Genomic DNA, 11470 nt, shown 5'->3' on the forward strand with positions numbered 1-11470 from the left:
AAGCAAGCTCAACTGGGCTTGAACACCATCAGGAAGTAGACCAGCAGCATCGCGACGAAAGCCGGATAGCCGAGCCATTCCCACGTCTTCGCGTATTGCCAGTAACGCGCGGGCAATACCGTGGCGTGGGATTCATGCGCTGCCTGCGCGAGTTCGGCCAGACGCAATTGCAGCCACACCACCGGTAACCAGCACGCGCCTGCGAGCAGATAAAGCGCCATCGCCGCCAGCAGCCACGGACTACGCCACGGCCAGCCCGCAGCGTGTGCGAGCCAGACGCCGCTTGCAGGCTGGAACAGCACGGCGGGCGTGGTGAACCACCAGTCCGCGCGCACCACCAGTCGCGCCACTGCGGCAATCACGGGCACCGAGCGCGTGCGATTGGCGAAGTAGAGATAGAACGCGGTGCCGAAACCCGTGCCCACGAGCAGCACGGACGAGAGGATGTGCAAGGTCTTGACGACAAGATAGACGTTCATGATCGCGAGTCCTCGCTGAAGAGGACGAATAGAAGCGTGAGGATCGGCAGGTTCTTGAGGATTGGGCCGAATGGGTCGGTGAGCAGTTCGGGCAACGCGATGGCGATGATCGCGGAATACACGACGATCAGCGCGATCTGCGCGAGCCATAGCCGTCGCCCAGGGCGTAGCAACGTGGCCACGCCGAAGCCAAAATCGAGCGCGGACGCCGAATAAAGCGCGGCCAGCGCGATCGTCCCATGCAGATGAACACGTGCGAGCAGTGCGAGACTTTGCGCCTGCGGATGAAGCCACGCGCTCACGATCGCGCTCCAGATCCACGTCACCGCCAACGCGAATCTAAATAATAAGGATCGCCAGGTTTCCAGCGCTTCGCGACGCAAGGCCAACGCGTCGTGCGTGATGAACTGGCTCAAGCCGAGTGGCGCGCGCCCCAGTACGCGCGTGGTATCGGCAACGTCGGCGGTGCTGCCGGACTGCAGCATGCGCCACGTGTCGCGCGTCAGCATTGCGCCGGGGATGCGATCGCAAAGAACAGCGGCGGTGCCAATCAAGACGCCAGGCATGGCAATGCGCGACGCGGGCGCGAATCCAAGCGATTGCCGAAAAATCGCCAGCATCTCGCGATATTCGACTTCCTCGCCACCGACAATATCGAGCGTCTGACGCGCCGGGGTATCGGCTTCGAGCAGACGGATCACGACTTGCGCGAGATCGTCGGCGTGAATGTGGCGCAGCAATTGATGACCGCCTGCCGGAAGCACGTGCAAAGGCAGGCTCGCGAGCGCGCGAAAGAAGCGCGACGACGCACCGTTCGGCCCATACACCAGCGCGGGCCGCACGATCTGCCACTCGATCGGCAGGCTTTGCAGATGACGGTCCGCGGCGCATTTGCTGGCGAAATAGCGCGTTTCGCCCGTCTGCGCGCCTAATGCCGATATCTGCACGACACGCTTGACGCCAGCCTGCGCGCACGCGTCGAACAATGCGATCGGGCTGCGCGTATGGATGGCGTCGAACGTCTGGGTGCGCGTTTCCAGCAGAATACCGACGGAATTGATCACGGCGTCGATGCCTTCAAGTTGCGTGCGCAACGTTGCAGGGTCGAGACCGGTGGCGAAATCCATCTGCATCTCATTGGGCTGAGTAGCGCGACGCACGCCTTTCACAACACGATGGCCTTCGCGTTCCAGCCATGCGCATAGCGTTCCGCCGACAAAACCGTGTGCGCCGCAAACGAGGATTTTCATCAGCGATTCTCCCTTTGTCTGTTTTGGCTATTGTTACTGTTATTTCTGTATAGACAGAAATATACGGGCAAAAAAACGCGGGCACGGCGGCCCGCCTCTACGTTCGTCTCAAGGTTTGCGGCGAATCACCTTGCTGAGCTTCGCACCAATGCCTAGGGTCTTCATCAGCGTTTCCGGCTTCAGACGCAGCATCTCGTCGGACCAGGTCGTCAAGGTTTCCATGAACACCAGCGTGTCGCGAATGCGCTGCTCGGTTTCGCGGCTTTCGTTCTTGATTTCGGGGCTCGTGAGCGTGTCGCGCAGCACGGTCAGCGTGGGATCGATTTCGCGCTGGCGGCGGCCTTCGACGATCAGCTTGAACAGTTCCCAGACATCCGTGGAGGTTTCGAAATGATCGCGGCGGTCGCCCATCACGTGGACGACTTTTGCCAGCCGCCACGACTGCAACTCTTTCAGACTGGTGCTGACGTTCGAACGCGCGACGCCTAACGCCTCGGCAATTTCGTCGGCGGCGACGGGGCGGCCCAGCAGATAGAGTAGGGCGTGAATCTGCGCCACGGTGCGATTGACGCCCCAGCGCGAGCCCATTTCGCCCCAATGCAGGATGAATTTTTCGGCGGTCGGTGTGAGTTCCATGGAGCAGACTCTATGGGCTTCAGTTATTTCTGTCAAGACAGAAATAACTGAAGCGAGCCACCATCGGCGAAATCAGGCCGTTTTGCTGTCCGCGCCGGCTGCCCAGTCGATTGCCGAATCGAACAGTTTGATCCCCACAGCGCTGAGGTTTGGAAACGAATCATTGTCCATAAAGAACATGACGCGGCGCGCGGGCGCGAGCGCTTCATAGTCCATCGTCGCGCCTTTTTCGTAGGTGAAAATGGCCGCCTTTTCGGGCTGTCCATAGATCGTCGCGATGATCGACGCGCCGAGTCCGGGCTTGCCCCAGCTCATCGGCGCCTGCTTGCGCACGACATTGGCGACGCCCGCCGGCAGACCCGCCGAAGCCGGATGCGGCGCATTCACGAGCCACAGATAACGCTCTTTTTCCACCTCACCGAAATCGACGTCATGACGTTTGCCGCTCATGGCGAGATCGTCGAGCAGATCGTTTTCCCACGTCAGCAAGGGCACGGCCGCTTCGCGCCAGCCGGCCTGCACGTCTTTCGCCGATACCGTCGACGAAATGATCACCAGTTGCGCGCCCAGTGCGTCGCGCGGGTCGAAGTCCTGATTCACGAGCCGGACCTGATAGCCACGATTCTGCAGATGCGCGGCAATTTGCCGGTCGACGGCGATGTTGGGACCGTCGAGCTGCACGACCATCAACACCGTGCGGGCGGGGTTATGCGTTTGCGCGCGGCCATCGGGTATGGCGAACGCGCTGGCGAGCGCAGCGAGAGAAACAAGCGCATGACGTCGCGAAGGACGCAGCGAAAAGCGGGTCGAACGGGTCATGTTGATTAGAACTCGAAGGTGGAAAGCAGCGAAACCTGGCGTGCGTCGCCGACCGCAACGAAATAGCGGTTGGCGCTCGACGGGTAATAGGTTTTGTTGAAGAGATTCTTTACGTTGAGCTGGAACGATACGCGGTGGCCGCCCCATTTCGTGTCGTAAGTGGCGAAGGCATCGGCCACGGTATAAGCGGGCAGCGTAAAGCTATTGGCCGAATCGCCGGGCCGCGCGCCCACGTAATGCGCCCCCGCCCCCACACGCAACTGATCCCCGCCGAACACGGTGCCGAAGTCATAGACGGCCGCCAGCGAAGCCGTATTCTGTGCGACGTTCCAGAGCCGGTTGCCCGCGTATTCCGGGTCTTCGATCGTTTTCGCGTCGATATACGCATAGCTCGCAATCACGCTCCAGTGCTGGCCGATCTGGCCGGACACATCGAGCTCGACACCACGCGAACGCGCCTTGCCCGAGGTGCGCCAGTCGGTCTGCTTGGTGCTGTCGTTGTACTGCGAAACCAGCACGTTCGATTTGTCGATATTGAAGAGGGCGAGCGTGCCCGTGAGTCCCGCCGGCATCGCAATCTTGGCGCCCACTTCCCACGACGTGGCTTCTTCAGGCTTCACCGACGAATCGATCACCACGCCGGTGCTCAGCGGCGCGATCGTCGATGTCGGCTTGAGCGATTGTGTATAGCTGCCGTACAGCGAAACCGTATCGGTCCACTTATAGACAACGCCCGCGCGCGGCAGCCATTTATTGCCGCTCAGATCGGTGTTCGCCTTGAACGGACGCCCTTTACCGGCGATCTGGTTGTACGTCATGTAACGCGCGCCGCCCACCAGAATCCACTTCTCGCCCAGATGCAGACTGTCCTGAAAGTAGACGGACGCGTCGTGCAGCGTGTCGGTCTGGTCGCTGTCGCTGGCCGATACGGTGCTCGACGGGCTTTCCAGTCCATAGACCGGATTCAGATAATTGAAGGTGGACTGCGTGGCCTGACGCAGCAGATCCGCGCGATAAATACGGCGATATTCATCGTCCACGCCGACCTGCAGATCGTTGCGCAAGCCCACCACCGTGAAGTGGCCGTCCACGTAGGCGGTCGCGTAGCTGTCCGTGCTCACGGCGCCATGCGTCGCATCGTTGCTGCGCGAAAGCACGCCGGTCGTGCTGTTAACGCCTTGCACGCGCAACTGGTTGGCGTCGTAAGTCTCGCGGTTATAGCTATAGCCGATGTGCGCTTTCCAGTCCGCGTTGATTTGATGATCGACCTGCAACTGCGCGAGATGCGACTCGCCGGTCATATTGTTGAACGGCTCGTCCAGACGTTCGCGCGAGGAAATCGCCAGCGGCTGATTGGTCTTCGGATCGAGCGCGGTGCCGCGATCGAAGGGATAAAGAAACTTGCGATACTGATACGACAGCACGACCTGCGTATCGCGGCCATACCACGCCACGGAAGGCGCCACCAGCGTTTCGCGATGTTCGCCGAAATTGCGCCAGTATTGCTCGTTGACCTGATCGAGCACGAGACGATAAGCCAGACCCGTATCGCCGATCGGGCCGGTGGTGTCGAGCGTCGCGCCGCCGCCGTTGCGGCCGTGTCCATAGGTCGATCCAAGCACTGAAATCGCGTGATACGGCGTGAGCAGCGGCTGCTTGCTGACGACATTCACCACGCCGCCCGGGTCCATGATGCCGTAGAGCAGCGAGGTCGGGCCCTTGAGCACTTCGACGCTATCGACGGCATCGTTGAGCGCGCGGCCCTGCACGAGCGGCATGCCGTTTTCCATGATCGAGCCGTCGCGATTGCCGCCGAAGCCGCGCTTGAGCAGCGTGTCCTGGGTGCCCGCAAGCGTATTGCCCTGCACGATGCCGCTGACGTTCGCCAGCGCATCGTCCAGATTGCGCGGACGCTGATCGTGCAGCACCTGGGCCGGCACGACGTTGACGGCCTGCGCGGTGTCGAGCACGGGCGTGTCGGAGCGCGTGATATTGGCCTCGGCGGGCGCGCGATAGCTGCCGGCCTTGATCGCCGATGCATCCACTTTGACGGCGGGGAGGATCGCATTGTCCTGGGCGCTGGTGTTGGTGGGATCTTCGGCGAGCGTGAAGCTGCCGTTGTCCTGCGCGCTGGCCGCCAGACCGGTATTGCGCAGAATGCGCGTGAGGCCTTCGGCCACGCGGTAATCGCCGTGCAAGCCCGGGCTGGTGCGCTTGGCGGCAAGCGAAGCCGGATACGCGATCATCACGCCCGCCTGCTGGCCGAACTGGTTCAACGCCGTGGCGAGCGGGCCCGCGGCGATCTCGTAGTGCTGCACAGCGGACGCCTGCTGGGACGTGGCGGTGCTCGCCGCGAACGCGGCCGGCTGGGCGCTGGCGGCAAAGAGCGCGAAGACCGCAACACCGATCCAGTGATGACGTGGACGAATGGCCAGAAGAGATGAGGGCATGGAATCGAAGACTGGGAAAAGGCCGATGAAGAAGTGCTTTCATCTGACTTGTCCCGCGAGAATCGAAAACAGCTCAGGTTTTCGACAATATTTTTTTCTATCGGCGAATCAGCCGCGCGCGGGGGCGACGGTGACCCAGTAACGCGTCAGGTAATCGGCGCGTAATGGCAGCGCTTGCGTGAGGGTATCGAGCACGCGATCGGTATCGGCGAGCAGATACGTGCCGGAAACGCGCAGCGACGCCACGCGCGGATCGCAACGCACGACACCTTCGCGATAGCGCGACAGCTCGCCGAGAAAATCGGCGAGCCGCATGCCGTTGGCGACGAGCATGCCGCGCGTCCACGCGGAGTCTTCATTCGAAACTGCATCGACCGCGCTGATTGCTTGCGCGGTGAAGTTCGCAGATTCGCCCGCGCTGAGCGTGCGTGCAGCGCCAGGCGCGTCGCCGGGCACGATACGCACGGCGCCTTCGAACACGGCGAGCCGCGTCGCGTTGGCCTGCTGGCGCACCGAAAAGCGCGTGCCCAGCGGCGTGGCCGTGCCTTGCGCGGTCTGCACGATAAAGGGGCGTCCGGCGGTGTTGTTGCCGTGGCCGGTCACCACCATGATTTCGCCCCGCCGCAGCACGATGCGCCGTTCGTTCGAGGTGAAGCGCAAATCGACCGCCGATCCCGTGTTGAGCGTCAACTGCGTGCCGTCGTCGAGTGCATAGGTGCGGATTTCGCCGGTTGCCGTGTGCATATCGGCGGTCCAGCCGGGCCACGCGTTGCGATGGCGCGCGCTCCACGTCGCGCCGCCCGCGAAGAACAACAAGGCCAACGCCTTGACCGTCGAGCGTCGGCGCTGCGCGCCGCTACGTGTGAGCGCCGCGCGCGCGGCATGCGCGGACGCACCTTGCCCGATCGACTGGAAGCGCTGCGAAACGGCCTGGATATGCTGCCAGGCGCGTTCGTGATCGGCATGTTCGGCGCGCCATGCGTCGAGCGCATCGCGCTGCGCCTGCGTCACCGCGCCCGTGCCCAGATCGAGCCACCATTCGACCGCGCGATGGGCGATGTCGGGTGGAATATTGGACGGCTGGCTGGACGGATGAGTGGACGCAGCGGAACGCATCGGCATGAGGCTCAAAGCGCGAAAAAGCACTGCGCCGCCGCTTTCGCGAGATGGCGTTTGACGGTCGCGAGCGAAATGCCCAGCGTCGCGCCGATTTCGGCATGCGTGGCGCCGTCGAGTTGCGCGAGCAGAAACGCACGCTTGACGATCACCGGCAAACCGTCGAGCAGCCGGTCGATTTCGCAGAGCGTTTCGAGCAGCACGGCCTGATCTTCCGGCGAAGGCGCGAGCGCCTCGGGCACCTGCGCGAGCGCTTCCAGATACGCGCGCTCGACCTGTTCGTGACGCCAGTGGTTGTAAAGCACCCGCTGGGCGACGGTCGTGAGCAGCGCACGCGGTTCGCGCGCTTCGATCGGCTCCTCGCGCGCCAGCAGGCGCATGAAGGTGTCGTGCGCCAGATCGCTGGCGCGATGGGCGCAACCGAGCTTGCGGCGCAGCCAGCCATGCAGCCAACCGTGATGCGCACGGTAAAGCGTGTCGATCTCGAGTTGGGCGGAAGGCGGAAGGGCGGTCATGCGGCGTGAAGCCCGGCGTTGAGCGGCGGTTGTAAAGAAATCGTCGCGTAGCTTACACGGCGATTGCGCATAAGTAAATGAGAATTGTTCTCGTATAAGTGGCGATTTTGCGACGATGTTCCGCCCCTTTTATGTGCAAATGACGGCCGAAGTGTCGCCCGGATAACCGCTTCATTACGGTTTTGTTATCTGGCTGGAGATTCAGATTCCCTTAAGTTGGCGACGCCCAAAATGGCTCCGACTTCGCGATATTCATGAAGTCGCGGCGTGCAAGGCGAGATCGCTCTGGCGCGCGCTTCAATCACTTTTTGCCTTGATTCAGGAGCCTTACCATGAAAAATCGTCTGCTTGCTGCGCTTATCGTCAGTACTACGATGCTTCCCGCGTTCGCGTTTGCACAGGACCAGCATGTCTCGCGCGCCTTCGTCCAGCCGCAGGTCGCGCAGGCCGAACAAAGCGGCACGCAGCATGTTTCGAATGAGCATGACCCGGATGGCGGCATCACCACGTCGGCCACGTCGTCGGCTAAGGCGGGCAACAGCGGTTACGGCACCGCAACCGCGGAAAGCTCGCAATCGGGCAGCACCGCGCACGCGTCCGCACTGAAGGTGCTCTACCGTCATCACTGAGCCGGCAAGATGTCGAAAATGTAATCCGCCGGTCAGCCCGGCGGACGCTTGCCCCATGCGGCTTTGGGTAAAATCGTCCCACCATGAAGGCGGGAGAATGCGTATGCGAGTCCTCGTAATCGAAGACGAGCCAAAGGCGGGGGCCTATGTCAAGAAAGGCCTCGAAGAATCCGGTTGCAGTGTCGATCTGGCAACCGATGGCGCTCAAGGGCTGCTGCTTGCGCAGGAAGAGGAGTACGACGTCATCGTGCTCGACGTGATGCTGCCCGTGCTCGACGGTTGGCAGGTGCTCAAACGCCTGCGGGCGACGCGCGCGACGCCGGTGCTTTTTCTCACCGCGCGCGACGATGTCGCCGACCGCGTGCAAGGCCTCGAACTGGGCGGCGACGACTACCTGGTCAAACCATTCGCCTTTGTCGAATTGCTCGCGCGCGTGCGCACGCTGGCGCGCCGCGGGCCGCCGCGCGAAGCGGAAATGATGCGCATCGCCGATCTGGAAATCGACGTGATTCGCCGCCGCGTCAAACGCGGCACGACCCGTATCGACCTCACGCCACGCGAATTTTCCCTGCTGCAATTGCTCGCGCGCCGCCAGGGCGAAGTGCTGAGCCGCACGCAGATCGCTTCGTTCGTCTGGGATATGAATTTCGACAGCGACACCAATGTCGTCGAAGTCGCGATCCGGCGTCTGCGCGCGAAAATCGACGAAGGCTATACGAGTAAATTGATCCACACGGTACGCGGCGTGGGCTACGTGATGGAAGAAAAGGACGCTTCCTGATGGCGCGCCGCTCGCTCGCGCTCACGCTGGCGCTGGTATTCAGCGCGACGACGCTCGCGGTGTTTGCCTGCGTCGGCTGGTATCTCTATGTGGCGCTCGCGCATCAGGTGCGCAAACAGGACGATCAGGAAATCGTGCTGGCGGCGCGTCACGTGCGCAGGCTGGCCGCCGAACTGGCTTCGACGCAGGATGCACGGTTGCACGCGCAACGGCTTTCCAGCGCGGTGCTGGGCAATCAGGCGATGGCCATGCGTATCGTCGATGCACAGGGCGCTACCGTTTCGGCGCATGACGAAGGCGAGACCTTCGACGAACCGCCCAAGCCGCCCACGCATGCCGTCACCGCCGACGATGTCGATCTCTCGGCCTCCCGTGCCGGCGCACTCGTGCTCGCGCCAAACGCGCGCATTATCGATACCGCGATCCGCGAATGGCGCAGCGCGCAGGGCGTGCCCGTGCGCAGTATTGCGCTGGACGTTGCGCTGCGTAATGGCGAGACGGTACGCGTGGGAATTGCGCGCGATCTGCGCGGGCCGCTCGAACTGCTCGATTCGTATCGCGATACCCTGTGGCTGGCGGGGAGTGTCGGTACGCTGGTCGTGCTGCTTGGCAGTTATGCGCTGGTGCGGCTGGCGTTGCGGCCCTTGCGACAGATTGCCGATCAGGCGCGCGAAGTGACGGCTTATCGGCTCGATCAACCTATTCGCGTCAGACATATTCCTGCTGAACTGGCGACTCTGGTGGCCTCGCTCAATGCGATGCTCGAACGGTTGCATGCGGGGTTTCAGCGGCTTTCCCAATTCACGACCGATCTTGCGCACGATATGCGCACACCGCTTGGCAATCTGCGTGGCGCGACCGAGATTGCGCTCGCGCGACCGCGTTCCGATGAGGAATATCAGGTGGTGCTCGCTTCCAATCTGGAAGAATGCGAGCGGCTTTCGCGCATGATCGAGAATGTGATTTTTCTGGCGCGGGCGGAGCATCCGCGGTTTGAAATGAGTCGGCGCGAGTTTGATCTGCGTGACGAACTTGAGCGGATCGCCGAGTATTTTGAAGGGCTGGCGGATGAGGCGGGAATAGCCATTCGCGTGGAGGGCGACGCGCAATTGAGCGCCGATGTCGAGTTGTTCCGGCGCGCGCTGAGTAATCTGATTGCCAATGCTTTGCGCTATACGCCGGCGGGCGGGGCGATATTGCTGGCGGTAGCGGTACGCGGGGATTCAATCGATGTAGTAGTCGAAAATCCCGGTGCGCCAATTCCCGCTGAGTTTCTCGAGCGTATTTTCGAGCGGTTCTATCGCGTCGATCCTTCGCGGACGCAGGTGGCTGATTCTGCTGGAGCGTCGGCAGGGTTGGGGCTCGCGATTGTGCGTTCGGTGATGGAGTTGCACGGTGGGAAGGTGCGGGCCGAAAGCGATGAACGCAGTACGCGGTTTATTTTGACTTTTCCGCATGCGTAGGGGCACGGCGGAATGGCTATCCGCCGCGCGCCATTGAAGGAGATCGTTTAGCGGCCGGATTCAGGTTGTTCCTGGCGGAAGCCCGGCTCGAATACGTTATTCGCCAGACTCGCGCCCGACGTGTTCTGAACCGTCGATTTGATGGCGGCCACGCGGCGCGTCAGTCGCGGATGCGAGCGGCAGATCTCGGTCAGAAAACCAAAGATCGGCGGAACCATGGCTTCCTGCTCGACAAACGCATCGCAATTCATGGCGCTGTTGAGTCGCTTGCAGCCGCAGCCGAGCATCTGCAATGCACTGCGCGAGGCGTGGAAATCTTTCGACAGATACGCTCCTGCGTTGTCGCATGTATATTCGCGCGAGCGCGAGTAGGCTTTACCGAGAAACGGGATGAGTTTCGCCGGCAGTTTCAACGTATTGATCCAGGGATTCAGGTGGCCGGCTGCATGATGGCCCAGTTCGTGGCCAATGACAAACCGGACCTGTGCGTCGCTGCTGGCTTCGACAAGCGCTGAAGTCAGGAACACATAGCGTCCGCCAAACAGGCGTCGCGCAAAGGCATTGAATACGCCGTGGGAGTTATAGAGAAACGTCTTCGGCGGTTCGTTGAGGCCGATCTCGCTGGCGCCTTCAACGACCATGGCGTGAAGTTCGGGAAACTGTTTCGGTCCTAGCAGGATCATGTTGCCGAACGCCGTGGCGCGATAGGCTAGCGCGGCGATCCAGAGGAAAATCACGATCGCTACGCCGTAGCCAACGTAGAGCTTGATCATCGCTCCTGTTTTTGGGTCGTCCCAGTGCGATCCGATCGCCGATATCACCATGATCCACAGTAATACACCCGCTGCGATCATCAGCGGATGATAGATTTTTTCGCGCCTGTTTTTCAGTGAGTTGATTGTGTTTGACATTTTGGATGATCAAATCGATTAGGGTCGACGCGGAATCATCCAGTATTGTCGTGGTGAAATCAACCTTGGATGCGGCTCGCATCGAACGGTGTTCTGTAGGGGTGAATAGTTTTTGTTTTGTATTTAAAGCGCATGGGTTGACTTTTATTTTTAATGAAATTTATGCGCGTTAAATTGGGGTGTTTCTGGTTTGTTCTCGTTTTTGGTTTGTTTTGCTGTTGGCTTTTTCCTGCTTTCGTGTCGGTCTATTAGCGTCGCCCCTGTGCGGGGCGGCACCTACTTTTCTTTGCAGCGGTGTATGGACTGGAGACATAGGTAACAGGTGTGCGGGGACATGGGTAACACTTCGGACAAGTGAATCGTCTGGAGCCGGCCATGCCGTGGAACCCGAGAGACACCATGAATCTGCGTCTGGAATTTG

General features: G+C 61.3%; 11 protein-coding genes. 3 read left to right on the forward strand and 8 right to left on the reverse strand.

The features are described from left to right. Positions 1-8 precede the first annotated feature (8 nt). The 7 genes from G3N59_RS34210 to G3N59_RS34240 form a co-directional block, all read right to left on the reverse strand. Positions 9-479 (reverse strand): DUF2269 domain-containing protein, encoded by a 471-nt coding sequence (locus tag G3N59_RS34210; RefSeq protein WP_205987259.1) that lies wholly within the window; start codon positions 477-479, stop codon positions 9-11. Continuing rightward, complete coding sequence (locus G3N59_RS34215) at positions 476-1729, reverse strand: SDR family oxidoreductase (RefSeq protein ID WP_205987260.1); 1254 nt, start codon at positions 1727-1729, stop codon at positions 476-478. The genes G3N59_RS34210 and G3N59_RS34215 overlap by 4 nt, the downstream gene beginning before the upstream one ends. Positions 1730-1837: 108 nt before the next feature. Then, positions 1838-2365 (reverse strand): MarR family transcriptional regulator, encoded by a 528-nt coding sequence (locus G3N59_RS34220; RefSeq protein ID WP_205987261.1) that lies wholly within the window; start codon positions 2363-2365, stop codon positions 1838-1840. Between the two features lie 72 nt (positions 2366-2437). After that, on the reverse strand, positions 2438-3184 hold the full coding sequence (locus G3N59_RS34225; RefSeq protein WP_205987262.1) for a hypothetical protein: 747 nt from the start codon (positions 3182-3184) through the stop codon (positions 2438-2440). Between the two features lie 5 nt (positions 3185-3189). Continuing rightward, complete coding sequence (locus G3N59_RS34230) at positions 3190-5634, reverse strand: TonB-dependent receptor (RefSeq protein ID WP_205987263.1); 2445 nt, start codon at positions 5632-5634, stop codon at positions 3190-3192. 108 nt (positions 5635-5742) lie between these two features. Beyond that, positions 5743-6756: a FecR domain-containing protein gene (locus G3N59_RS34235; protein WP_346777979.1), complete on the reverse strand. Its 1014-nt coding sequence runs from the start codon at positions 6754-6756 to the stop codon at positions 5743-5745. 5 nt (positions 6757-6761) lie between these two features. Beyond that, positions 6762-7265, reverse strand: coding sequence for a sigma-70 family RNA polymerase sigma factor (locus G3N59_RS34240; protein WP_205987264.1), 504 nt, complete (start codon positions 7263-7265; stop codon positions 6762-6764). A 332-nt stretch (positions 7266-7597) separates the two neighbouring features. On the opposite strand from G3N59_RS34240, the gene G3N59_RS34245 reads away from it, so the two are divergent. From G3N59_RS34245 to G3N59_RS34255, 3 genes are all read left to right on the forward strand, one after another. Continuing rightward, a complete protein-coding gene (locus G3N59_RS34245; RefSeq protein WP_205987265.1) occupies positions 7598-7894 on the forward strand; it encodes a DUF4148 domain-containing protein in 297 nt (98 codons plus the stop codon). 103 nt (positions 7895-7997) lie between these two features. Beyond that, positions 7998-8675, forward strand: coding sequence for a heavy metal response regulator transcription factor (locus G3N59_RS34250; RefSeq protein WP_205987266.1), 678 nt, complete (start codon positions 7998-8000; stop codon positions 8673-8675). Beyond that, positions 8675-10138 carry a heavy metal sensor histidine kinase gene (locus G3N59_RS34255; protein WP_205987267.1) on the forward strand — a complete coding sequence of 488 codons (1464 nt, stop codon included), beginning with the start codon at positions 8675-8677 and terminating at the stop codon, positions 10136-10138. Before G3N59_RS34250 ends, G3N59_RS34255 begins: the two co-directional genes overlap by 1 nt. A gap of 47 nt (positions 10139-10185) precedes the next feature. Here G3N59_RS34255 and G3N59_RS34260 read toward each other — a convergent pair whose 3' ends face one another. After that, complete coding sequence (locus G3N59_RS34260) at positions 10186-11049, reverse strand: M48 family metallopeptidase (RefSeq protein WP_205987268.1); 864 nt, start codon at positions 11047-11049, stop codon at positions 10186-10188. Between the last annotated feature and the right edge of the window lie 421 nt (positions 11050-11470).

The organism is Paraburkholderia sp. Ac-20340, assembly GCF_017104965.1.
Classification (GTDB): Bacteria; Pseudomonadota; Gammaproteobacteria; order Burkholderiales; family Burkholderiaceae; genus Paraburkholderia.

Bases quoted from the DNA above. Each gene is read 5' to 3' on its own strand.
- G3N59_RS34235 (WP_346777979.1), bottom strand. From the start codon at position 6,756: ATGCCGATGCGTTCCGCTGCGTCCACTCATCCGTCCAGCCAGCCGTCC.
- G3N59_RS34215 (WP_205987260.1), bottom strand. From the start codon at position 1,729: ATGAAAATCCTCGTTTGCGGCGCACACGGTTTTGTCGGCGGAACGCTA.
- G3N59_RS34255 (WP_205987267.1), top strand. From the start codon at position 8,675: ATGGCGCGCCGCTCGCTCGCGCTCACGCTGGCGCTGGTATTCAGCGCG.
- G3N59_RS34225 (WP_205987262.1), bottom strand. From the start codon at position 3,184: ATGACCCGTTCGACCCGCTTTTCGCTGCGTCCTTCGCGACGTCATGCG.
- G3N59_RS34210 (WP_205987259.1), bottom strand. From the start codon at position 479: ATGAACGTCTATCTTGTCGTCAAGACCTTGCACATCCTCTCGTCCGTG.
- G3N59_RS34230 (WP_205987263.1), bottom strand. From the start codon at position 5,634: ATGCCCTCATCTCTTCTGGCCATTCGTCCACGTCATCACTGGATCGGT.
- G3N59_RS34240 (WP_205987264.1), bottom strand. From the start codon at position 7,265: ATGACCGCCCTTCCGCCTTCCGCCCAACTCGAGATCGACACGCTTTAC.
- G3N59_RS34245 (WP_205987265.1), top strand. From the start codon at position 7,598: ATGAAAAATCGTCTGCTTGCTGCGCTTATCGTCAGTACTACGATGCTT.
- G3N59_RS34250 (WP_205987266.1), top strand. From the start codon at position 7,998: ATGCGAGTCCTCGTAATCGAAGACGAGCCAAAGGCGGGGGCCTATGTC.
- G3N59_RS34260 (WP_205987268.1), bottom strand. From the start codon at position 11,049: ATGTCAAACACAATCAACTCACTGAAAAACAGGCGCGAAAAAATCTAT.
- G3N59_RS34220 (WP_205987261.1), bottom strand. From the start codon at position 2,365: ATGGAACTCACACCGACCGCCGAAAAATTCATCCTGCATTGGGGCGAA.